The sequence below is a fragment of the Limnochorda pilosa genome (assembly GCF_001544015.1).
Taxonomy (GTDB): domain Bacteria; phylum Bacillota; class Limnochordia; order Limnochordales; family Limnochordaceae; genus Limnochorda; species Limnochorda pilosa.
Genome location: NZ_AP014924.1, coordinates 243,232 through 266,359 on the forward strand (window position 1 = coordinate 243,232; position 23,128 = coordinate 266,359).

18 protein-coding genes, 1 CRISPR repeat array and 1 riboswitch are annotated in these 23,128 nt (G+C 68.7%); of the genes, 7 read left to right on the forward strand and 11 right to left on the reverse strand.

Annotation, left to right across the window (positions count from 1 at the left end):
* The first annotated feature begins 3 nt into the window (after positions 1 to 3).
* The gene (locus tag LIP_RS01130) at positions 4 to 1,137 is read left to right on the forward strand and encodes a citrate/2-methylcitrate synthase (protein WP_068133199.1); all 1,134 of its coding nucleotides are present in this window, start codon (positions 4 to 6) and stop codon (positions 1,135 to 1,137) included.
* Between the two features lie 27 nt (positions 1,138 to 1,164).
* Here the strand turns inward: LIP_RS01130 and LIP_RS18265 are convergent, their stop codons facing one another.
* From LIP_RS18265 to LIP_RS01160, 6 genes are all read right to left on the reverse strand, one after another.
* A complete protein-coding gene (locus tag LIP_RS18265; protein ID WP_144440260.1) occupies positions 1,165 to 1,911 on the reverse strand; it encodes a hypothetical protein in 747 nt (248 codons plus the stop codon).
* Between the two features lie 153 nt (positions 1,912 to 2,064).
* A CRISPR array of direct repeats spans positions 2,065 to 5,067; the repeat unit is 36 nt; unit sequence GCTTCAACGGAGCCACCGCTCTCCAGCGGTGGTCAC.
* A gap of 273 nt (positions 5,068 to 5,340) precedes the next feature.
* Positions 5,341 to 6,288 carry a type I-G CRISPR-associated protein, Cas3-extension family gene (locus LIP_RS01140; protein ID WP_068133204.1) on the reverse strand — a complete coding sequence of 316 codons (948 nt, stop codon included), beginning with the start codon at positions 6,286 to 6,288 and terminating at the stop codon, positions 5,341 to 5,343.
* Positions 6,285 to 9,248 carry a type I-G CRISPR-associated helicase/endonuclease Cas3g gene (gene cas3g / locus LIP_RS01145; protein WP_068133208.1) on the reverse strand — a complete coding sequence of 988 codons (2,964 nt, stop codon included), beginning with the start codon at positions 9,246 to 9,248 and terminating at the stop codon, positions 6,285 to 6,287. The genes LIP_RS01140 and cas3g overlap by 4 nt, the downstream gene beginning before the upstream one ends.
* A complete protein-coding gene (gene csb2 / locus LIP_RS01150; protein ID WP_068133211.1) occupies positions 9,245 to 10,687 on the reverse strand; it encodes a type I-G CRISPR-associated protein Csb2 in 1,443 nt (480 codons plus the stop codon). Before csb2 ends, cas3g begins: the two co-directional genes overlap by 4 nt.
* Positions 10,688 to 10,692: 5 nt before the next feature.
* A complete protein-coding gene (gene cas7g / locus LIP_RS01155) occupies positions 10,693 to 11,949 on the reverse strand; it encodes a type I-G CRISPR-associated RAMP protein Csb1/Cas7g (RefSeq protein WP_068133214.1) in 1,257 nt (418 codons plus the stop codon).
* A 335-nt stretch (positions 11,950 to 12,284) separates the two neighbouring features.
* Positions 12,285 to 12,716, reverse strand: coding sequence for a DUF4277 domain-containing protein (locus LIP_RS01160; protein WP_068133217.1), 432 nt, complete (start codon positions 12,714 to 12,716; stop codon positions 12,285 to 12,287).
* Positions 12,717 to 13,069: 353 nt separating this feature from the next.
* Between LIP_RS01160 and LIP_RS18750 the strand changes: the two genes are divergently transcribed.
* A complete protein-coding gene (locus LIP_RS18750; RefSeq protein WP_158509508.1) occupies positions 13,070 to 13,228 on the forward strand; it encodes a hypothetical protein in 159 nt (52 codons plus the stop codon).
* Between the two features lie 49 nt (positions 13,229 to 13,277).
* On the opposite strand, the gene LIP_RS01165 is transcribed toward LIP_RS18750, so the two are convergent.
* The 4 genes from LIP_RS01165 to LIP_RS01180 form a co-directional block, all read right to left on the reverse strand.
* The gene (locus tag LIP_RS01165; RefSeq protein WP_068133220.1) at positions 13,278 to 13,553 is read right to left on the reverse strand and encodes a ubiquitin-like small modifier protein 1; all 276 of its coding nucleotides are present in this window, start codon (positions 13,551 to 13,553) and stop codon (positions 13,278 to 13,280) included.
* A gap of 62 nt (positions 13,554 to 13,615) precedes the next feature.
* Entirely contained in the window at positions 13,616 to 14,863 is a 1,248-nt protein-coding gene (locus LIP_RS01170) for a threonine synthase (RefSeq protein WP_068133223.1), read from the reverse strand.
* 90 nt (positions 14,864 to 14,953) lie between these two features.
* Positions 14,954 to 15,070, reverse strand: a riboswitch (SAM riboswitch).
* Between the two features lie 167 nt (positions 15,071 to 15,237).
* A complete protein-coding gene (locus LIP_RS01175) occupies positions 15,238 to 15,618 on the reverse strand; it encodes a hypothetical protein (protein WP_068133226.1) in 381 nt (126 codons plus the stop codon).
* 143 nt (positions 15,619 to 15,761) lie between these two features.
* Positions 15,762 to 16,604 (reverse strand): alpha/beta fold hydrolase, encoded by an 843-nt coding sequence (locus LIP_RS01180; protein ID WP_068133228.1) that lies wholly within the window; start codon positions 16,602 to 16,604, stop codon positions 15,762 to 15,764.
* Between the two features lie 263 nt (positions 16,605 to 16,867).
* On the opposite strand from LIP_RS01180, the gene LIP_RS18270 reads away from it, so the two are divergent.
* From LIP_RS18270 to LIP_RS01195, 3 genes are all read left to right on the forward strand, one after another.
* Complete coding sequence (locus LIP_RS18270; RefSeq protein WP_068133230.1) at positions 16,868 to 17,848, forward strand: hypothetical protein; 981 nt, start codon at positions 16,868 to 16,870, stop codon at positions 17,846 to 17,848.
* A gap of 86 nt (positions 17,849 to 17,934) precedes the next feature.
* Positions 17,935 to 18,330, forward strand: coding sequence for a DUF302 domain-containing protein (locus LIP_RS01190; RefSeq protein WP_068133233.1), 396 nt, complete (start codon positions 17,935 to 17,937; stop codon positions 18,328 to 18,330).
* 133 nt (positions 18,331 to 18,463) lie between these two features.
* Positions 18,464 to 19,759 carry an SGNH/GDSL hydrolase family protein gene (locus tag LIP_RS01195; RefSeq protein WP_068133237.1) on the forward strand — a complete coding sequence of 432 codons (1,296 nt, stop codon included), beginning with the start codon at positions 18,464 to 18,466 and terminating at the stop codon, positions 19,757 to 19,759.
* A gap of 11 nt (positions 19,760 to 19,770) precedes the next feature.
* Here LIP_RS01195 and LIP_RS01200 read toward each other — a convergent pair whose 3' ends face one another.
* Positions 19,771 to 20,613: a PIG-L deacetylase family protein gene (locus tag LIP_RS01200; protein WP_068133240.1), complete on the reverse strand. Its 843-nt coding sequence runs from the start codon at positions 20,611 to 20,613 to the stop codon at positions 19,771 to 19,773.
* Positions 20,614 to 20,814: 201 nt separating this feature from the next.
* On the opposite strand from LIP_RS01200, the gene LIP_RS01205 reads away from it, so the two are divergent.
* Together LIP_RS01205 and LIP_RS01210 are read left to right on the forward strand one after the other, a co-directional pair.
* Complete coding sequence (locus tag LIP_RS01205) at positions 20,815 to 22,140, forward strand: MFS transporter (RefSeq protein WP_068133245.1); 1,326 nt, start codon at positions 20,815 to 20,817, stop codon at positions 22,138 to 22,140.
* A 157-nt stretch (positions 22,141 to 22,297) separates the two neighbouring features.
* Entirely contained in the window at positions 22,298 to 23,059 is a 762-nt protein-coding gene (locus LIP_RS01210; RefSeq protein WP_068133248.1) for a FadR/GntR family transcriptional regulator, read from the forward strand.
* Positions 23,060 to 23,128: the final 69 nt, after the last annotated feature.

The window sequence follows — 23,128 nt, forward strand, 5'->3', positions numbered from 1 at the left end:
GACATGAGCGCGACCCGGGGCGGTCTGGAAGGCGTCGTCGCCGCTTCCAGCGCCGTCTCGTTCATCGACGGTGAGCGAAGCGAGCTCACCTACCGAGGCTACCCGGTGCCCGACCTGGCCCGGCGGGCCACCTTCGAGGAGGTGACCTACCTGCTCCTGGAGGGCGAGCTACCCACCCGGTCCCAGCTGGAGGCGTTCGCGCAGGAACTGGAGCGCCTGCGCCCCTTGCCGGGCGCCGTGCTCGAGCGGTTGGGCCAGCTCCCGAAGGAGGCGCCCATGGACCTGCTGCGAACCGGCATCTCCATCCTGGGCCACTACGATCCCGACGGGGAGAGCACCGACCCGGCCGCCCGCAAGCGGGTGGTGATGCGGCTGGTGGCCCGCATGGGCACCCTGGTGGCCGCCATCGGGCGCCTGCGCCGGGGGCTGGCTCCCGTCCCACCCTCGGTGGAGCACGACCCCACCGGCCGATCCACCGCCTGGCAGCTCCTCTTCATGCTGCAGGGCCGCGCCCCCGACCCTGAGTACACCCGCCTCCTGGACATGGCGCTCACCCTCCACGCGGATCACGAGTTGAACGCTTCCACCTTCACCGGCCGGGTGATCGCGGCCACCCTCTCGGACATCTACTCCAGCGTCGTGGGGGCCATCGGCGCCCTCAAGGGGCCGCTCCACGGCGGCGCCAACGAGGCGGCCCGGCGCACCTTCGAGCAGATCGGCGAGGCTTCCCAGGCTGCGCCGTGGACCCGCGCCGCGCTGGAGCGGAAGGAGCGCATCATGGGCATCGGCCACCGGGTCTACAAGCACTTCGACCCCCGGGCCGAGCTCCTGCGCGAGGAGCTCACCGCCCTCCGCGATCGACCCGAAGTGGGTCCGTGGCTCGAGATCGCGTTGGAGGTGGAGCGGGTGGTGAAGGAGGAAAAGGGGATGCACCCCAACCCCGACTTCTTCACCGCCATCGCCTACGGGGCCATGGGGATCCCCACCGATCTCTTCACGCCTGTCTTCGCCGTAAGTCGCATCACCGGCTGGTGCGCGCACCTCCTGGAGCAGTACGAGAACAACCGGCTCATCCGGCCCCGGGCCGAGTACGTGGGTCCCCCGCCGCGGGCCCTGGTGCCGCTGGCGGAGCGCTAGGCTTGTTTTTCGCAGTTAGACAAGTGACTATTGGGGCTCGGGAGACGAGGTGTCCAGGAAGTGGAGCGGGCGGTCGATGCCGAGCGTCTCGAAGATCTGCTGCTGGAGCGGTGTGGGACGGGGGACGAGGTATTCGACATCCCCGGCCAGTTGGCGGCGCTGGACGGCGTAGAATTCGAAGGCGAGCATCAGGCGCCGGGCTGCCTGAGCGGCTTGCGGGTGTAGGGGTCCGTCAGGGTGGTACCCGTCGCCGTCAGGTTCTTCCTGGCCGCCCGCTCCAGGTGCAGTAGAGCATGAGGGCGGCGTAGAGCACAAAGGCCAGCGAAGCGATGCGCCGGTTCTCTTCCAGAAGACGGGCCGTACCTGGAGCGGGCCCTTGAGGTCGGCGAAGCGCCGCTCCGAGAGGTACTGGCGCTTGTAGCGTTCGAGGAACTGCTCGTTCGTGTACTCAGGGCCCAGGTTGGTCACCAGGGTGTAGACCCCGTCGAGTTGCTGCAGGCGTCGCAAGGCGGCCTCGTTCTTGGTGAACTGGAGGCGCATCGCTCGCCCCTGCCCCTCCACGGACCAGTCGAAGGCGTCTTCGAGCTTGGCCGTGGCCAGCAGACCCTTCATTCGATCCTTCACGGCCTCAGGGGTCGTGAGGGTGCGAAGCCCCAGGTTCCGTTGGACCTTGTCGATGGCCTCGCAGAGCTTGGTGATCTTGCGCCGGCGGTTCTTCCTGGCGGCACGCCGCTCTTCGGAGGAGGCGACGAAGGTCCGCCGGAAGGGGTACACCTTCCCGGTCTCGAGGTCCGTGAGGGTGAAGGAAGTCTCAAAGGCCATGTAGAGGTGAGGACGGGGTTCGTGATCCCGGCCGTAGGAGAGAAGTTCGAGGCCACGGGGCGGATCCCCAGCCCGGAGGTGGGCGCGGTCGCGCGGGTCTATGAGGTTTCAACGGAGCCACCGCTCTCCAGCGGTGGTCACTCGGATACTGCTCGGGGTGGACCAGGCGGGCGTTGTCGCTTCAACGGAGCCACCGCTCTCCAGCGGTGGTCACTCAAGGTGGGCGTGGATCTTGGGGTTGCATAGGAGGGCTTCAACGGAGCCACCGCTCTCCAGCGGTGGTCACCCATGACCGGGAGGAGGTTGAGATCCTTCCAGTACTCGCTTCAACGGAGCCACCGCTCTCCAGCGGTGGTCACGTGGCCCAGCCCGCATGAGTCAGTGGAGGGTGCCGTTGCTTCAACGGAGCCACCGCTCTCCAGCGGTGGTCACAAATCCATTTCATCTCGATGTTGTGACTAACAGAGAGCTTCAACGGAGCCACCGCTCTCCAGCGGTGGTCACGAGAACAGGCCGCCGTACTATGCGCTGTGCTTCATCATGCTTCAACGGAGCCACCGCTCTCCAGCGGTGGTCACAAGAAGGTGGAGGGCGCGTCCGTGGACCTAGCCCGGGCTTCAACGGAGCCACCGCTCTCCAGCGGTGGTCACCACCTGCTGCCAGTCAGCCTGGGCGGTCCAGCGGCGGCTTCAACGGAGCCACCGCTCTCCAGCGGTGGTCACGCTGGAGGAGGGTGTAGACGCGCCGCCTCTGGTACCAGCTTCAACGGAGCCACCGCTCTCCAGCGGTGGTCACACCGAGGAGGGTGGTGAAGGCGATCCGGCTTTGCTCGCTTCAACGGAGCCACCGCTCTCCAGCGGTGGTCACTAGCTGGGAGGCAGGGCGGAGGATGCCAGACTACGGGCTTCAACGGAGCCACCGCTCTCCAGCGGTGGTCACCCGAGGCTGGGAATGTCGTGCTGGTCAGGGCCCCGTGGCTTCAACGGAGCCACCGCTCTCCAGCGGTGGTCACTAATCGTGCGTAGGTGCGGACGCTGGGAGGCGGAGGCGCTTCAACGGAGCCACCGCTCTCCAGCGGTGGTCACCCGGGAGGCCCTTGATGGTTCCCTGGTAGTACCAGGCTTCAACGGAGCCACCGCTCTCCAGCGGTGGTCACGAACGTCAGCGCCCCCACGGGGAGCGACAGGGCCATGCTTCAACGGAGCCACCGCTCTCCAGCGGTGGTCACGATCACTTGGCCGTCGCGCAGGATCAGGGAGCCGGACGCTTCAACGGAGCCACCGCTCTCCAGCGGTGGTCACCGAGCGGGCCGCCATCGAGACGTGGACGCGGAGCGCGCTTCAACGGAGCCACCGCTCTCCAGCGGTGGTCACCAGAATCGGCGCTCCGGCGCTTGCGGGCGGCCAAGGGCTTCAACGGAGCCACCGCTCTCCAGCGGTGGTCACAGGGCCGCGGAGATGCGCGAACCGGTGGAGAGGAGGCTTCAACGGAGCCACCGCTCTCCAGCGGTGGTCACGGTACTTAACTATCCACCACCCTTCGCGCTCACGTATGCTTCAACGGAGCCACCGCTCTCCAGCGGTGGTCACCCGCGAAAGGGTCGAGCAGCCGGGCGCCGGGGAATGCGTAGCTTCAACGGAGCCACCGCTCTCCAGCGGTGGTCACGCCCCAATCGATGCCCTGCTGAAGATGCTGGGCCCGCTTCAACGGAGCCACCGCTCTCCAGCGGTGGTCACGAGTTCGTGGACGTCTTGGCGACCGAGGCGTTTCTTGCTTCAACGGAGCCACCGCTCTCCAGCGGTGGTCACCAGGGTACGAGCCACGGCGTGCTGCTTGCCTGCCTGGCTTCAACGGAGCCACCGCTCTCCAGCGGTGGTCACGAGAGGGCCGACCCGTGCCATCTTAGGATGATCTGGCTTCAACGGAGCCACCGCTCTCCAGCGGTGGTCACGCCTCCGCCCGCAACCTGTTGAATCGGAATCCAGTGGCTTCAACGGAGCCACCGCTCTCCAGCGGTGGTCACCTCATCCACGTCAATGCAGACCAGACCCATGGAAGCGCTTCAACGGAGCCACCGCTCTCCAGCGGTGGTCACCACCAAGGTCTTCCGCCCTGGGGTGATATTGGTCAGCTTCAACGGAGCCACCGCTCTCCAGCGGTGGTCACTTCAGGCGCAGATACAGGTCCTCTGGCACGTCCACGCGCTTCAACGGAGCCACCGCTCTCCAGCGGTGGTCACTTCAGGCGCAGATACAGGTCCTCTGGCACGTCCACGCGCTTCAACGGAGCCACCGCTCTCCAGCGGTGGTCACCCTCGTGGATGCGTGGCGCCCCTGCGGCGCGTCCTGACGCTTCAACGGAGCCACCGCTCTCCAGCGGTGGTCACTCCTCGTCGAAGCCGCGCCCCGTGCCCACACTCGATGCTTCAACGGAGCCACCGCTCTCCAGCGGTGGTCACAGGTGGCTTGGGGGCGGCAAGGTTCCGATATACGTGCTTCAACGGAGCCACCGCTCTCCAGCGGTGGTCACGAGAAGTACAACCGGAACACGGCGCAGGCCGCCCCGCGCTTCAACGGAGCCACCGCTCTCCAGCGGTGGTCACATGCCAGCCGAAGGGCGGCCCGAACGACTGGTGGCCGGCTTCAACGGAGCCACCGCTCTCCAGCGGTGGTCACGTGGCTCATCAACACGATCCGCTACGTTGCGGCCAGCTTCAACGGAGCCACCGCTCTCCAGCGGTGGTCACGGCCGATGCCGTGAATGGGCACGAGTTCCGCAACGGTGGGCTTCAACGGAGCCACCGCTCTCCAGCGGTGGTCACGCGACAACTCGTTCAGACGCCGCTCCAAGCCCGCTGGCTTCAACGGAGCCACCGCTCTCCAGCGGTGGTCACGACGCGAAGTCCGTCACGCCCCACTCGGCGTAGTCGCTTCAACGGAGCCACCGCTCTCCAGCGGTGGTCACGGGAGCTTGGCGATGAGGTCCCGCAGCGCGCCGACGCTTCAACGGAGCCACCGCTCTCCAGCGGTGGTCACCAGCGAACGAGACGCCGGTTGCCACGTCGATATCGACGCTTCAACGGAGCCACCGCTCTCCAGCGGTGGTCACCCCTCCTTGTGCAGGACGCTTCCCTAGGGCTCTCTCGCCCTTCCTTTCGAGCACCCCCCTTGGCTCCAGTGGAGCAGGGGTCTCTCTGGCACGCGCACCAACCGCGCGACTCCGTCTGCGTCGAGCTTTCGAGCACCGCCAGGCGATTCGTGCTCACTGGAGCGCTCGAACCGTGGACCGAGTCTCGTCACTGCTCCCGTCTTCACCACCCGGCTTCTTTCAATTGTCAAGGTACAAAGACAAGGCAAAGGCATTCCGTCTCCGTCGGTCCCCCTAGACCGCAACGACCTCCCGTGGACCAGCGCCAAGGAGCGCTCGTGCGGCCGAGAAGTTCCGGTACCGGTCTTCGGTGGACCGCAGGGACTCGAACACTTCCACTACCCCCAGCGCATGCAGCCTTCTCGGATCAGGTCGCTCGCGCCCGAGCTCGGGGTGGGTCATCAGCGAGCGCGCAACGTCCAGAGGGATCGCCGGCTCCCAAATGGGCCAGCGTGTGGCCCAGCCGCGCTCGTTGCGCACGAAGGAGGCCGTGAAGAGCATCCTCCCCACGATGGCTGTCGGGAAGAACGGGAGCGCCTCAATGGCGAGCCTATTCGCCCCGCGCTCGGTTCGGATGGGGAACTCCTTGGAGTCCTTCGGGTCGTCGGCTCGGTACGCGTAGCGCCGATCATCCGCCGGGTCCCAGCGCATGGCCGGGCTTGGGTCCCGATAGCGCCAAACCTCGAAGAGGGCCTGACGGATGTGCTCGGGCTTCGTACCCCGCACGAGCTTTCCGATCATGTCGAAGAACCGTTGCTGTCCCGCACCGACCGTCCGAAGGGCCGTGTCCTGGATGCGGCCGTTATCGTTGGTGACGAGCTCACAGCCGTAAGCCAGCGCAAAGTCCGCGAGCCTCCGATCCGTCGCTCCCGCAGCGTCCGCCGCTTGGCGAGCGAACGCGGCAAACGCTGGTCCCTCCACGGGGAGGCTGTTCCCAAGGGCCGTGAACTCGGGCGCCCCGTCCCTCGCACTCAGGTATTCGTGCAGTGCTTCGACAAGCGCCTCCTGAGAGACGTCTGGGGCAACATGCCAAGCCGGCCGCCATCCCTGGGGGAGCAACTGCCATCGCATCCGGACGTCGCTCGAAGGCCGGATCTCGGTCAAGGTTCTGAACGTCCCCATCGTCGCCAGGAACCCCAGGAGGTTCTCCCCCGGTGGGCCGATCGCGATGTGTTCGCTCATGCCGACCCCTCCCTCTCGGAGACCCGGTGGTCCGCAAGCCGGAGCACCGCCTCCAGGTAGGCCAGGCCGTACCATCCGAACCGCCGGGTCAGCCTCCAGAACCGCTCCGCGACCCCGCCGTCCAGCCTCGCGAAGCCGTCAGGTCTGAGGGCAAACCGTCTTCCTGCATGTCCGACAGAGACTACAGGTGCCTGGTGGTCATCTACGGGAGGCATGAAGGGCCTTCCACACCCGTGGTGACTCGACACCAGGTGCATGAAGAGCTCCCTTTGCCACTCCTCCCACCCTTCACGGCCCCGGGCCTGCTCTTCCACGAGAAGGAGCGATGTCGCCTCGTGGCGATACCCTGCAGGTAAGCCGCTGGCGCGTCGTGCAAGCTGAATGCCGGCCCGTGAGCGGGCTGGCATCGGTGACTTGGCGAGCGGGGCCTCCGCCACGGCAGCCGCCACTTCGTCTCCGCCATGAAGGAGGAGCTGGAAACGGGGGTCCAGCTTGCCCAGGTCGTGAGCGGCGCCAGCCTGTTCGAGGACCTCAACCACACGTTCCGCGAGTCCGCACGCCTGGGCGGTCGCTTTGGCCTCTTGCGCCACACTTTGGAGGTGCGAGGCGAGCGGCACCCCCCCTACGAACGACGTCTCATCGTCCTCGTCCGTCAGTCCCGCCATGACCTCTACCGGGTCGTGAAGGAAGCGACCGCCAACCAGAAGCACCCCTTCCCCTGCCGGGTGGGCGAAGCGCCGTCGAGAGGGGTCCCGGGCCAGCGCCCCGGCAGCGGTCTTCATCCACCCCGGCGCCTGATCGAGCTCTGGCAGATGCTCGAGGAGCCGTTGCTCTGCTTGCACCACCCCGGACCGGGTCTCGTCCTGTCGAACCGCAGTGAGGAGCTTCTCCAGGAGGTCCGGGACCGGCGCCGGGACGTCCTCTCGAAGAGCCTGATCCAACAGGGCACCGTGAAGCCGCAAGACGGCCTTGCCCCTTGCGCTGGCGGACACCCGATCGCCCAGGTCGTCCACCGGGAGGGAGGAGGCCGGATGCCAGCCGAAGCGGTCGCACCCGCCATAGGAGGACGGCACCACGATGGTGTCACCAGGAGTGATCTCCCCGGGGGTGATAGGCTGCGTCCTATCCGCATCGGGCCCCATCCACCTGAGCGCCACGCGCCTTGCCCCTGCCGGTCCCTCCGGCTCCTCGGCCCGCGGCGTACCCTCCAGGTCCGGCACGTCGTCCACCGCGCCCCCGGCGAGCCAGCGCTGGACGGCCCAGACAGGCAAGGCGAGCGCCTCGCCTGAGGTCGGCGGGAGGAGCGTCACCACGTCCCGCCACAAGGATGGGTCCTCAGGCAGGTCCGCCCGCCAGACCACCTGAACATCCGCAGGCTGCGCATCGGGCCCGTGGAGGAAGAGGGACGGGTCCGGGTCGGGGCGAGGCACGGGGCTCGTCTGTACCCAGAGGTCCAGGTGACCCGGTAGCATCACCGGAGCCGGCCGCGCGGGGGTGCAGAGCTCGGCCAACGCCTCACCCTCGGGAAGGATGGCGTCCATGGCAGCAGTGCCGAGGTCGACGGTACGCACCTTGGTCCCGGGCTGCTTGGTGGCGTGTTCCTCAAGCCACGCCCAGGTCCTGGCCAGCGCCGGGCCGTAGATGGGATCCGACGGGCTCTTGCCCGTCACCGCGTCCGCTCGAACCACCACGGCCGCTTGGCTCGTGCCCCGGCGACCGAGACGATCGAGGCGCCCGAAACGCTGCCGCAGGGCGTCAATAGGGGCACACTCGGTCACGAGGACCTCAAAGTCCAGGTCCGCCCCGACCTCGATGCACTGGGTGGCCACGACGAAGAGCGGTCGCTCTGCGTCCACACCCACCGAGGAGCTGGCCCGAATACGGGGCAGGTACTCGTCCAGCACTTCGGCCCGCTCGTACGGACGGGACCGCCCTATCAGCAACAACGCTTCGATGCTGGGATCGCCGGCAAGCTCAGAGAAAGCCCGGCGCGCCGTCCCCACCCGGTTGACTATGACGCCCACCGTGCGGGCCTTCGTTTCCTGCTGGACGCGTCGGGCTTCTGCAACTATGTGGGCGGCCAGCTTCTCCATGTTCTCCCGTTCGGCCCTGCGTCGGGCGCGAGGATCCCGTTCGGTTGCCTTGGCCGTCGGCACCTTCACCAGGCGTGCAGGCTTGCTCGCGGTGAGCCTGGGGCCCAGGACCTCGTGCCTACGGTCCTCGTCGTTCTCCCGGAAGACTCCCGCCGGCTCCTCCCGAAGGGTGGCGGACATCTGCACCACCGCCCAGGGCGACGAGACGGGCGCCTCCGCCCACGTTCGGTAACGAGCGATCGCCTTGAGCGTGGCGGCGAACGCGTCCGACATGTGCGCCTCGTCCAGCAGGATCAGCGCGTCGTTGCCCAGGAAGGCTGCTTGGATGGGCAGAAGGTTGTTCGGCTTCGAGCCGTTCACCCCGTACCCGCGAAAGAGGAGTCGTGACCCGACCTGGTCCACGGTGGAGACGCAGACCATCGGCTGAGCCGGAAAGCGGGCCCACCCGTGGTCCAGGTGCATCCCGCCTCGAAGGATCGTCGCCTGGAGGGGGACCTCCCCACCGTACCGTCCCAGGGCGGTGGCCACCTCCCGCAGGATACCCTCGCCGCCGCTCGAGGCTTCGCGAAGTGACTCCGCAAGCTTCCGGGCTCGCTCGAAGGCCGCATCGACCACCACGCGACGGTCCACCACAAAGAAGAGCCTCCTGGGCGTTCGCCGGTCCGCGGGCCCGCGGCATGCCTCGGCCGCCAGCGCGAAGACGCCGATGTCGATCAACGCGGTCTTGCCCGCTGCGGTTGGTAGTCCGATGGCCTCAGGCCACCCCGGCCCTTCCAACACCCGATGGACCAAGCGCTCCTGCCAGGGGAACGGGTCATGACCGTGGAGAGCCTGGAGGAAACCGGCGAAGGCATCGGGGGTGATCATGACGCGTCCCTCCTGATGCCGCGGCCACGCCGGTAGGGTCGCAGGAGGCCGAGGCCACGGTAGCGGCCCGCCCCGAGAAGGAGCGGCCCAGCGACGGGTTGGTCGAAGGCGACCAGTGCGTGCACAGCCGCCCGGCCCTTGCTCCACGGCTCGCGATGGAAGGCGTGCGAGGCGGGAACACCCTCGAAGAGCGATTGGACCGAAGTGAGGACGAAGGACGGCTCAGGCAGGCCCACCCAGCGGCACGCCCGGGCGACCAGCTCTTCCTCCTCCCCTTCCCGTTTCGGAAACCGGTCCAGGAGCAGCGGGGTGACCGTGGCCCACCGCGTGGAAGGGCTCATCCAGGTGGACGGGGTGAGTTGTCTCTGGGGCGGGGTGCCCGTCACGCGCTCGAGCTCCCACTCACCCAGGCGGCCCATCACCAACCGGGTTACCCTCCCTAGGGCACGCAGAACCTGCAGGCGTTCGGAGCCGGCAAGCCCCTTGGGCAAGAAGGCGGCAAGCCCCATGAGGTGCCCGTCTGCGTGCGGGCGGCCCACATCGGGAAGTGGGGCGAACGCGACGTGCGGCCGGGTGGATGGCGCCCCGTCGGCCCTATGACCGGACAGGGCTTCAGGAACGGGTTCCGGGCACTGAGCCATGGCCGCCGCGCGGAATAGCTGCGTCACAGCGTCAGCGGCAACTATGGGGAGCACCGGCCCGGCCACCCTGCGGAAGACCAGCATCTCCTCGAACACACCGCTCAGGGCGCGCTGGCCCTCCGTAGCCTCCCCTAGCGTCCGGTACGCCTGCGCACGGGATGGGAGAAGGCCCCACACCCCCGTTTCACCCCTGCGCTGGTAGGAGCGATCCAGGGCTTCCAATTGACCCTCGAAGGTGACCCGGAGCACCACCGTGTCTGCGGCAGGCTCCGTCGGGACGTGGGTGGGAGCTGGGGGCTGTTCACAAAGACGCAGGGAGACCAACGAGGAGGAGTGCCCGAGCGAGGCGACCCTTCCTGCGAGCTCCGCCGCCGCCTCCAGAAGGGCCTGGGAGGGCGTGGCATCAGGCCAAGTCATGTACACCGTCGGACGGTGAGGTATCACTGAAGGAAAGGTCCGGGGCTGGCGGGGCCTGGCCTCTGGGAGGAGGCGTCTGGCCGCGGCAAAGTCACCGTTGCCGGCAGCCTTCGCTTGAGGAGCCCGCACGTCGTTGACCGGAACGTGGTGGATCGGGACGTCAGCCCTTTCGGCGTCGGAGGCCGAGATCACTGGAGGGGGCTGTAGTTCCAGCCACTCCAGGAAGGCCCTGTGGGGCTGGGCGGCTCCAGTTTCACAGAACGCAGCCACGAGAGCCGAGAAGACCCGCGCGGGATGCGGAGGCCATTCGGGGACGCTCCGATCCTCCACAGACTGGGCCACCGCCCGGCCCGTCAGGTAGCGAATCTCGAGCCCGAACATCGGCCCTACTCCTCGCCCTCGGACAACGTACCCCGCTGCATGCTCAGGCGGATGAGCTGGACGAGCTCCTCGGACGGCGTGAGCCTGATCTCCTCCTCTCCCCGGGTCGGCCAGGGCAGACCGACCTCACGGACCCTCCGCACGGCGTCTTCGAAGACGTTGACAGACTCCTCCACCCCAAGGGTAACCGGTGTGTCGATAAGGTTGCCATCCGGGCCGAGGAACTCGAAGACCTGGGGATCGTCCGGGAGCAGAAGGCACCTGGACCGAAGATCGTATCCTTCCTGTCTTTGGTGGACCACAGCTGCCAGAGATAGGGAGGCAAGGAGCGTCTGCGCAGCGAGGTCCGCCTCCGGCGAGCGCTCCCCCGTCGCCGGCTTGGGGAAGCCCAGGCGTCGGAGCGCGACGAGCGAGAGCAGGGTGGTCTGCTCGGCGTGGCTGATGGTCACCCCGCCCGGGAGGGGCTCATTGCCTCGCTCTTCCCGCACCAGGTCTGGGGTGACGTTCCCGAGGTTGAGTTCCGAAGCCTTTCCTTTCTTCCGGAAGGGCTTCTCGACGCCCTTCGCATCCCGCTGCGCCTTGCTGCTCTCGACGGTCCACCCGTAAGGAGCCCCCTGACCCGGCTCGGCCTGGTAGACTGGCACCTCGGCTCTGATCGGTAAGGGATCCACCCGGCTTGCGGTGCGCACCCCCACCACAGCATCGAATCCGACGATTTCGGAGACGAGCGCGCGCTGGAACTTGGCCCCAAGACCTCCAAGAGGACCTGTGGAGTCCCAGACACCGAAGATGAGCGCCGTTGGGCACAGCTCCAGCATCGCGGTGGCGTTGGCTACACGCGCTGCCACGAACCGACGTCCCGGCTCCGAGTCCCGAAAGGCCGTCCCGTCGAGGAAGCTGTCGCGAAAGACCGCATCGGCAATCCGGTGTGGCGCTTCGAGCGCCGTGATCCTGCGGATGGGCAGGTCCTCCCAGGTCCCGAAGTCTACGGAGAGCAAGGGAAACCGCAGGCTGCCGCGCTGCCACGCGGCGAGGAGAGCGAGCTCCATGCGGTTGGCCTGGGATGCCACCGAATCCAGGAGGACGACGTCCACAGCCTTCCCGTCGACCAGCCGCTTCTCCAGGGCATACCGGCCTCCCTGATAGGTGGGCGGGAAAACCTTCTCGTGAGCTCCACCGGCAGGCGTCAGGCGGGTGCGCACACGAATAGCCACGGCACGTCCGCCTACCGCCTCTTCCAGCCTGGCATAGAAGCTGTCCACTTCGGAGTCTCCCCTCAAGGGCGATCGAGGCGGACCGCCCCATCGCCGCGAGATTGCTGCTATTCACATTCCATGGAAACGGAACCATCCCTTCCCGGGCGTTGATGACGGAGCAGCACGCGCAAACGAGGGTCATGAACGAGAGCTTCCGTCGGAGGCCTGCTGTTACGTACCTGGAACAGCGGCTTGTACTCCTCCCTAACGCACATTCCGCACCCTTCGAGTCATACACCGGCCTTTTTTAGGAGCAACGAGACTTCAAACTTTGGTCATCGGCGTAACGTAGATTTCCGTCCCAAAGCCGGCTAGATCGAGGATGTAACCTCGGCTGATCCTCACCAGCTCTTTGCCCGGGTGTGCCTCGAGGAACTTCCGGTCACCCTCTGTCGGCTCAAACTCGCCGTAGACCGAGACGGAGGTGGTGTCGGCGTGCACGGAGCGCGCACTTCCATCTCACCCAGGTGGACCGCCGAGAGCCCTACGGTCTGGAGGAGCTGGGGAAGGTCGATCTCGGCCAGCCTATCGAGAGCCCGCCCAAGGGCGTCGTCGTTCAAGGCCTCCACGTCCACCGGTTCCTCGAAGAGCAACCCCAGGTCGCGCTGGCGGTAGAACTCCTTTACCTTGTAGAGCGGCTCGCGATCGAGCAGGAGGTTGACGATGAGGGCGACGACGAGCGTTCCCGGCGAGACCTTGCACTGAGTGGGATCCCACCGGACCATGGCGTTCACGATGGGACGGATGCGCAGCTGCTGGCAGAGGCGGGCCAAAAGGACCGCCGCTCCTCTATGACGAATGGCGAAACGCTCTCGGCTGGGATCCAGTGGCCCTCCCCCGGTTTCGGGGGAAAGGCTGCGTATCCGGCGGCCGCAGCCCTGTCTGCTCCGGCGAAACCGCAATCGCGGGTCTCGCGTCACTCGCACCAATTATCGTGCAGCGTTTCCGACTCACGAGACGCTTCTATGCAAAACTCCGTGGATCCTGCTGAGAAAGGGTGCGGAATACGGGCTGAAGGGGCTCTCGGACACCCGGGAGCGGCGCCGGCGGGTGGAGGACGTGCTGGACCTGGTGGGCCTGCGCGAGGCGGCGAGCCGGCCGGGTCGAGAACCAGGTGTGGGAGAACGTGACCCCGTACGGCGAGCGACCCGACGACGGGCTCCGCGTCGTGGCCACCGCCCAGCTTCGGGAAGGCACCCGCCACCGGGCGGTGGGGAACGAGGCGAGCCATCCGGATGCAGTGCCGGTGACGCCCACCCTGGAGGACGGCTCGTCTGGCTCATGAAAGGCGCCGAGGGCGCCGCCGGCCCCAGGTGAGAGCACGCCCGGCCGGGCTATGAGCCGCCGGCCATGGCTGGGATGATGAGGATCTCGTCGGACTCGGCCACGGGCGTCTCCAGCCCGCGCAGGAACCGGATGTCCTCCTCGTTGACGAAGAGGTTGACGTGGGTGCGGAGGGTGCCGTCCTCGGCGAAGAGGCGGCTGCGGGCCTCGGGATACAGGCGGGTGAGAGCCGCGAGCGCCTCGGCCACCGTGCCGCCCTCGGCGGGCACCTCCCGCTCCCCGGCGGTGATCGATTGGAGCAGTCCTGGAATGACGAACCTGGGCATGGGTTTACCTCCTCTATGTCGCATGGACTGCTGCGAGCTGGTGCCGCACCTGCCTCAGGGGGTCAGACCGCCTGGCGGATCGGTGCCGGGGCGGAGCCGTACCACCGCTCGAACTCGGCAAAGCGGGGCTCGAGCACCGGCGGCTGCTGCACCGTGCCCTCCAGGGCAGTGACCGTCTTGTAGCCGTTGCCGGTGATGTAGAGCACGATCCGTTCCCCGCGCTTCACCTGGCCGCGCTCCACGAGCCGCCGCAGGGCCGCTACCGTGACACCGCCGGCCGTTTCGGCGAAGATGCCTTCGGTGCGGGCCAGGAGCTGGATACCTTCCACGATCTCCCGATCCGTGACCGCCGCCGCGGCACCCCCGCTCTCCCGGATGGTGCGCAGGGCCAGGGCACCGTCCGCGGGGTTCCCGATGGCCAGGGAGCGGGCGATGGTGTTGGGGCGCACGGGCTGCACCTGGTCCCGGCCCTCTTCCCAGGCGTGGGCCACGGGCGCGCAACCCGCCGCCTGGGCCGCCGAGATCCGGGGCAGCGTTCCCGAGACCAGGCCCAGGTCCAGCAGCTCGCGGAAGCCCTTGCCGATCTTGCTCAGGAGGGAGCCGCCCGCGACGGGGACCACCACGTGATCGGGCAGGCTCCAGCCAAGCTGTTCGGCCGTCTCGAAGGCCAGGGTCTTGGAACCCTCAGAGTAAAAGGGCCGCAGGTTGATGTTCACGAAGCCCCAGCCCAGGCGGTCGGCGATCTGGACGCAGAGCCGGTTGACCTGGTCGTAGCTGCCCCGCACCGCGACGACCTGGGGGCCGTAGACGGCGGCCCCCAGCAGCTTCTCGGGTTCCAGGTCCGCCGGCACGAAGACGTAGGCCGGAAGGCCCGCCCGGGCCGCGTGGGCCGCCAGGGCGCCGGCCAGGTTGCCGGTGGAGGCGCAGGCCACCACGGGAATCTCCATCTGCTGGGCGGCGGTGACCGCCACCGAGACCACCCGGTCCTTGAACGAGTAGGTGGGGTTGACGGTGTCGTTCTTGATCCAGAGCTCCTCCAGGTCCAACTCCCGGGCGAGCCGGTCGGCCCGCAGAAGCGGGGTGAAGCCGGTGCCCAGGTCGATCAGGGGCCCGCCGCCCACGGGCAGGAGGGCCCGGTAGCGCCACAAGTTTGGGACGTGACAGGGGAAGGGCTCCGTGGTGAGGCGATGGCGCACCGCGTCCCAGTCGTAGGCCACCTCCAGGGAACCGAAACACTGGGTGCAGACGTACTGGGCCGACACCGGATACCGCGCGCCACAATGGGAACAGACCAGACCCACCGCCGACATGGTCTCATGCTCCTTTGGGCCGGCATCCGAGGGTGGCGGGGCAAAGGAAAAGCTCCCTCGGGGATGAGAGAGCAACGGGTGACGTTCTCCCCCGCATCTCCCAGGACCCCTACGAAAAGGTCCTGCAGGATTTGGCACCGCACGGCAAATGGAGCCGCCGGTTGCCGGGCTTCATCGGGCCAGTCCCTCCGCCACTCTGGATGCAGGCAATAGGTTGTCGGGGCCTTGCAAGTTGATGCTATTATAGGAGCTTGCCGCGAATGCTGTCAAGAGATGGTTTGGAGGTATGTCGCCCAAGGGAGGTGACTCGTCGGCTGGGGGGTGTTCCTCCTCTCCCTCGGACAGGGAGGATGGGGTGAACCGCCCCGGGTGCCTCAGCGGAGCCAGATGGCGGCCATCAGAGAGATCCAGGTCGTGATCACGAGCGTAACGATCCAGCGGGTGTCCGAGCGCAGCATGGCGTGAACGTCGCTCTTCCAGGCGGCCCTCAGTTGGTCGCGTAAGGCCGCCTGCTCGCTCTTGAACTCGTCGCGTAGGGCGGCCATCTCGCTCTTGAACTCGCCACGGAAGGCGAGCAGCTGCTGGCCGAGCTCCTGTCGGATCGCCTCATCGCCGGCTCGCATCTCGGTCCGGAGCTCGTGCAGAGCCACCTCCACGCCGGAGAGACGCTTGTCGACCTGGCCGAAGGCGCCGCCGACTCGGGCCACGCTCTCCTCCAAGCGCCTGATCCGTTGTTCCAGAGCTTGCACAGACACGAGCTGCCCCCCCGGCGAGGCGGGACCATGCATGGAATTCAATGGTAGTGTACCACGGGTTTACACCGCGAACAACCCTGCGGACGCGCCCGTGCTCACCCTTCGCTGCCAACCACCCTGCGCCTGCCACCTGTGCGGGCGCCTTACTCGCCCAAGAAGGCGAGCAGCCTCCGGTTGAACTCTTCCGGGCTCTCCTGCATGGGCACGTGCCCGATCCCATCCAGGATCTCCAGGCGGGCGCCCGGAATGCGTGCCGCGGCGTCGCGACCGTCCTGGAGCGGGAAGGTGCGATCCTCGGAGCCCCAGATCACCAGCGTGGGCAGCCCGAGCCGGTCGAGCCGCGGGTAGAGGAACGCGTCGGGGAGCATGAGGGTGACGCCCGTGACGAGCGACGCCAGCCGGCTGTGCCGGTGCGCCTCCAGGGTCTGCTCGATCCACGTACCGGTCACCGCCTGGGGAGACGCGAAGATGGCCTCCTCCAGGAACCGTTTGACGACGCTCCGCCTGGGGCGGCCCAGCGCCTGCCAGAAGAGCGAGGGCATGAAGCGCTGGCGGGAGGCCCACGACTGAGGGCGACGGCCCACGCCCGCCGCGTCCACCAGGACCAGGCGGGCCAGCCGCTCCGGATGGCGAAGGCCGACCGTAGCGACGATCGCGCCTCCCAACGAGACGCCCACGAGCGCCACGTCCTTCAGGTCGAGGGCGTCCATGAAGGCCGCCACGTGGCGGGCGTAGTACGAGACGGTGTAGGGCGCGAGCGGCCGGCCGCTGCCTCCGTGGCCCACCAGGTCCAGGGCGAGGGCGCGGCGCTTCTCGGCGACGGCCGGGAGGTTCTCCGCCCAGACGCCATGATCTGAGGCAAAACCGTGCACGAAGAGAACGGGACGGCCCTCAGGCGGCCCCAGATCCACGTAGGCCGTGGCGCAGCCGCGGACGTTCACGCGGCGAATCGCCGGGCCTTCGGACGCCGTGCCGGCACCTCCCATGACCCCACTGCCCTCCCCGAGGCCGAACGTTCCTGGAAGCACGGCCTGCGGTTCCACGATACCACATGCAGGAGGCCGCCGCTACCGCGACGCGCCACGGGGAACGCGCCTCAACAGCACCGATCGCCCCGGTCCGGCCCGGCATGGTACAATGAGAACGATCACGAAACGCGACGGGCGCCCGCGTCGAACCTTCCAGCCCCTGCGAAGCACCGGCGGACCCGGCGGGCGCGGAGCGTTACCGAACCGAAAGGAGCCGCATCATGGCTTCCACAGCTGCAGCCGGATCGGCACGCCGGCTGGGTCTTCGCCATGCGATCGTCGTCTTCGGCATCCTTATCGGGGTCTCCGCGCCCGTGAGAGCGGACGAGTCGGCGGTGCGCCTCACCGGCGAGGCCTTCGTGGTCACCCAGCGGGAGGCCGCCGCGGTGGACGTCTTCCAGCTCTTCACGCTGGCGAACGAGGGAGCCGTGCCGGTCGAGGCGCCGGTCCTGCCCGTAGCCGAAGGGGCCGTTCGCCTCCGGGTGGACCGCCTGGGGGAGGGGGGACAGCCCACGACGCTGGTGGAGCGGCTCGGGCCCGGCGAGCCTCCCCGCGACCCCGAGCCGCTGGCTCCGGGCGAGGCCCGGAGCTACCAGGCCGTCTACCGGCTTTGGGCGGGGCAGTGGCCCGTGCCACTGAAGCGCTCCCTTCCCTATGCAAGCCACGGTGCTACCGTCTTCGCCCGGCCTGGGGAGCTGGAGGTCTCGGGGCTGAAGGTGGCGCGCGCCGGGCGCCAGGAAAGCCAGGGCGTGGAGCTGGACGTGTACCAGGTGGAACCGGGCGAGCCCGCCGATCGGTGGCAGGTTCTGGTCCGCCTGGCGGAAGCCGTGCGGCTCCCGGTCCTGGCCGGGGCCCAGGCGCGCAACCCGCTGGACGCGTTCCCTGGGGGCGGCCGGTGGGCGTTGGGGCTGGGGGTCGCGCTGCTGGGCGGCGCCCTCCTCCTGGGGAGGCGACGGTTGCTGGGACCGGTCCGCCGGGGCCGGTCACGGGCCGGCACCCCCGCGGATCCGCTGGCACCCTGGGTGGACAGGCTGGCCTCGCTCGATCTCTCGTTCCAGCGCCGCGAGCTTCCGGAGGAGGCGTACCGCCTTCAGCGCGAGGCGCTGGTGGCCGCTTTCCGGCGAGGGCAGGCCTCCCCAGGTCCGGCGGGGGCCCGCGCCCCTGCCCGACCGTCGCCTCCCCCTTCCGTTGACCAAAGATAGCCCCGGGGCTATACTGATAACGCCTCGCATTCGTGACACCCGACGGGCCCCCGTGCCCGCATGCCCTGGTGGAGGAGGATCTTCGCATGGGCGCGCGTGTCTACGGTTTCGGCAAGGACCTATCCCTTCCGTACGAACAGGCGGTGGCCCGTCTTCAGGAGCGGCTGAGGGAGCAGGGCTTCGGCGTGCTCTGGGAGATGGACGTTCCCGCCATCCTGAAGGAGAAGCTGGGCGTGGAGATGGCCGGCCGGTACACGATCCTCGGGGCCTGCAACCCCGGCTTGGCCCATCAGGCCCTGGAGAAGGAGACCGAGATCGGCCTCCTCCTGCCCTGCAACGTGGTCGTGTACGAGCACCAGGGTGCGACGCGGGTGGCTGCGGTCGACCCGAACGCGGCCCTGGGCATCGTGGACAACCCTGAGCTTGATCCCATCGCCTCCCAGGCGGCCGACCGGTTGCGGGCCGCCATCGACGCCGTCTGACCGCGCCAGCGTCGACTCGCCCTTCCTGCCTGCCTCCTTCCAGGCAAGACGGCCCGGCCAGCCCGGCCGGGCCCATGCCTGATCCCGTCCCGGCCGGTGTTCGCCGCTCCGGCCCCAGCGTAGGCATGAGGTGATGGAGACCTCGCGCCTTCCCCGCCTGCTTCGCGGGGCCAAGCCTCCCCGCCGGACCGTCGTGGCCCTCCTCGCCGCGCTCGCGGCCCTCGTCCTCACAGCCGGAGCGGGTCAGGCCGGCGTTGCGGGGACCTGTGCCGATGGGGTCCTCCGCCTGGCCATCGTGGGCGACTCCATCGGCGTGGGGGTCGGCGCTGGACCCGGGGCAGGCTACGGTCATGGGCTGGCCTGGATCGCGGCCGGCGCCTCACGGTGCCCGGTGGACGTGCGCTCCTTCGCCCACGTGAGAGACACGTCGGCGGACGTCCTCGCACACGGGCACGTGGAGAGCGTCCTCCGCTTCGACCCCCACCTGGTGGTCATCACCGTGGGCGGAAACGACGTAAACCACGCCCTGGTGGCCGGTCGCATGGGGCCCGACGTGCGAAGCCGGCTGCGGGCGAATCTGGAGGAGATCCTCCGGCGGCTCTCTGCGCCGGGGCGGGTGGTGGTGCTGGCGGGGCTCTACTCGCCCTTTCCGCCGGGCCACCCACTGGCAGCCGACGCGGACGCGTGGCTGGAGGAAGTCGGGGCGGACATGGCAGAGGTCGCGGCCGGGTCCAATGCCCTATGGGTTCCGCTGCGCGAGGCCTTTGCGGGCAAGGCCGGGCGCCTCACCTGGATCACCCGGGGGGATCCGCACCCCAGCCCCGAAGGCCATGCCCTCATCGCCCGGTGCATCGGCCATGCGTTGGGCCTGACCCCGGTATCCTGCGGCGCGCTGGGGCCGGAGCCGCACAACGCCCTTCCCCGTTCCCTGGTGGTCCATGTCGCCGGGGGAGGCGCGCCGCCGAACCCGGTCGGATCCAGCGAGGAGCCGGTATCCAGGGCCGAGATCCTCTGGGTGGACCTCTCCCAAGGACCGCAGCTCGCCGGCCCTGGAGCAGTCCTGGACGTAGCGGGGGACGGAGTGGCCGCCGCCGCCCTGGTGCCCGTCCCCCTCAATGCGTATGCCGCTCTCTGGCTTCAGGTGGGGCCCCGCTTCGTGCGAGAAGGGCCGCCGCGGTTGGAGGCCGGAGCCCGCCGGTTCCTCCTCTACAGCGTGGACGTCTCGATCCACGTGCGCACCGATCCGCTGGCGCTGGAGCTCGGCGCCCGGTGGACACCCGCGGGCCCGTGGCAAGCGTACGCAGGTCTCTGTGCGCCCCTGGGTTTGGAAGGCATTCATCCCGCGGCAGAAGAGGGCGAACCGCCCCAGCCGCCCTGCCCCAGGGAGGGAAGGTTGGGCGCCCTCTTCTGGCTGCGGTGGCGTTTCTGAACCCCTTCGGGCTAGATCCACATGGCGTCCGGGTTGACGTGGAGGTGGACGGGCGCCAGCACCTTGAACGCCTCGGCCCGTTCGGCCTCCACCTGCCTTCCGTACTCCGCGGCTTTGGCGCTGAAGTAGCTTTCGAAGAAGGGCCAGCTCACCTCGGGGAACTGGCTTGCGTGCGCCCGGATGGCCTCCATCTTCCGCTCCCAGGTGGTTGTGACGTCGATGAAGGTGTTGGGCGAGGCGGTGATGCAGAGGGCTACGGAGGTGACGGCCTGGGCCGCGGGGTTGCCCTGAGCAACCGGCGCCGGCTCCTTGGCCGGTCCCTCGGCGCCCGAGCGGGCCGCAGCCGCGCCCGGGAAGGTGGAGAGGAGCGCTGCGCCCACGGCCGCGAAGCCCGTCTTGCGGTGGTCCGGGTGGGCCTCGTAGGGAAGCCACGGGTCCACGGTGAGCACGGTCTCGGGCTGGAAACGGGCGATCTCCGCCAGCAGCCGCCCGCGCACCTCGTCCTCGGAGTAGGCGCCCCCGTCGGGGAAGTCCAGCCAGCGGAGCTCGGAGACGCCCAGGATACGGGCCGCTTCCTCCTGCTCGCGGCGCCGGCGGAGCGCCACCTCCCGGCGGGGATCCCGGGGGTTCAGACTGCCCAGCCCGCCGTCGGTGACGGTCACATAGGCCACCGTCGCGCCTGAGCTCGTCAAGCGGGCGATGGTGCCGCCCGCACCGACCTCCACGTCGTCGGGGTGGGGCTGCACGCAGAGGATCCGCCGGGCCTTGAGCAGGTCCGGTACGGGCAGCATCTGAAGCAGCGCCTGGAGTTCGGGCTTCTCCACGGAGGGAGCCTGGCTGGTCGCGGTCGGCATGCGCCGGTCGCCTCCTCGTCGCGGCTGGGACGGACTCGTCTCGGCACGAGCTATCCGCAACGTTCGTCGCAGGACGGCGGGCGTCCTCTACCCCGCCCTCAGCTTCTCTCGCGCCGCGGGGCCGGATGCCGCGAGAAGGTGTCGTCCCCGCCGCCTCGAACGTACATGGGGTCGGGTATGCCAGGCGCGGGGGGCTGGGCCGTGTCCACCTGGAGGAAGCTCGTCTACAGCGGGGGAGCCGTGGGGTCGTCCCTTGGAGCCCAGGCCCTGGGTGCCTACCTCTTCTTCTTCTACGTCGATGTCTCCAAGATGGCGCCGGCCGTCGTCGGTTACGGCCTGGCGCTCTACTCGCTCTGGAACGCCATCAACGACCCCGTCCTGGGGTTTCTTTCGGACCGCACGCGGACCCGCTGGGGACGGCGGATCCCCTACGTACTGGCCGGTGTGGTGCCGCTGGGTATCGCCTTCTACCTGGTCTGGTCACCCCACCTCTTCTTCGGGGAGGGCCGGCCCACCCTGGCCTACTTCCTGGCGGTCACCTTCGCTTTCGACTTCTTCTATACCCTGGTCGTGCTCAACTGGACCGCCCTCTTCCCGGAGATGTTCCCCAGCCTGGAGGAGCGGGCCCAGGTGTCCGCGTGGCGGCAGGTCTTCGGCTTGATCGGCCTGGCAGGCGCCCTGGGGGGAGCCCCCCTCGTCTACTCCACCCTCGGATGGCCCGCCATGGGCGTGCTCTTCGGTGCCCTCACGGCCATCCCCTTGGCGCTGAGCATGCTGGGCGCGAAGGAGGACCCGACCCGTCGCGGTCAGGACGTGGGGCTGGACGAGGCCCTGGCACGTACCCTGGTCAATGGGTCGTTCGTCTCCTTCGCCCTCACCAGCTTCCTGATCCAGCTGGTCTTCGGGCTCTTGCTGGCGGCCCTGCCCTTCTACGTGAAGTACGTCCTGAGGCTGGAGCCGGTGGCGCTGACCTTCATCCAGGTGGGGCTCATCCTGGTCACCCTGGTATCGCTCTTGGTCTGGCGGCGCTTCACCGTGGCCTGGGGGCCCAAGCGGGCCATGCAGCGCTCGATTGGATTGTTCACCCTGCTGCTGGTGCTCTTCTGGTTCCCCAACGACCTGACGAGTGCCGTCGCCGCAGCGGCAGCGGTGGGAACGGGCCTGGGGGGCATCCTCCTGCTCCTGGACGTCCTCCTCTCGGACGTCATTGACGAGGATGCCGTGAAGTCCGGCGCTCGCCGGGAAGGCATGTACTTCGGCGTTCACGCGCTCATCATCCGTCTGAACATCTCGGCCCAGGGCTTCATCCAGAGCGCGGTCCTCACCGCCACCGGGTACGACGCCGAGCTGGCCGTTCAGCCCGCGTCGGCCGTACTGGGGATGCGCCTGCTCATGACCGCCATTCCCATCGGTGTCAGCCTTCTGGCCCTCTTGGCCCTCCACTTCTACCCCCTGGCTGGAGAGCGCCTGCGTGAGATGAAGGAAAGGCTCCAGGAGCGGGAGAGGCTGGCGGGGCGGGAGGCCTGAGCCCCGCCGGGCAGGGCCCCCACGCGTGGGAGGGAGACCCCGGGAAGGAGCCGGGGCCCCGGCGGCGAACCCAAGTGGTCAGAGAGCCAGGAAGCCTGGAACCCAGGCTTCGCTGAGCGCGTGGGCGGGCAGGTCGCGGGGCGACGGGGGCAGCGACATGGAGAAGTTCAGGGCCATCCAGCGCAAGAAGGGCTACGTGGAGATCGTCGAGCAGCTCCGGGGCCTCATCGAGCAGGGCACGCTCTTGCCGGGCGAGAAGCTGCCCCCCGAGCGGGAGCTGGCTCACCACTTGGGCTCCAGCCGCCCCACGCTGAGGGAAGCGCTGGCGGCCCTGGAGATCCAAGGATACCTGACCATCGTCAACGGCCGCGGCATCTACGTGGCCGAAAGCGCCCGGGAGCGCTCGCCGGCCGTGACGTGGGAGCCCGACCTGGCCGACAGCCCCTTCCACCTGCTGGAGGTGCGCCTGGCCCTGGAGCCGGCCGCCGCCGCCCTCGCGACCCGGCGTGCGGGGGAGCAGGACCTGGAGACGCTGGACCGGCTGGTGGGGGAGATGGGCAGCCACTTGGAGGCCACGGGCCGGTTTCCGAGCGAGCTGGACCTGCACTTCCACCGGGCCGTGGCGCGCGCCACGGGCAACCCGCTCTTCCAGAGCCTCACCGAAGCGGTGCTGGAGCGGATGACCCACCCGCTCTGGACCCGCCTCAAGGGGCGGACCTACGAGCACCCCGGACGGGCACGGCTCTACCTGGAGCAGCATCGGGAACTCCTGGAGGCGATCCGGCGGGGCGATGCCCAGGCCGCCGAAGCCGCCATGCACACCCACCTGCGCCAGGTGGAGGGCGACCTCCTGCAGGACCCCGAGGAGGCGGCCCGAGTGCGGCCGGAGGCCGCCGGACCGCCCGGCAACACGGGGTAGGCTGAAGACGGGACGCCCGGGTCCTTGCGGGGCCCGGCCGGCCACCGCGGGTCGAAGGCCCGCCCCGAA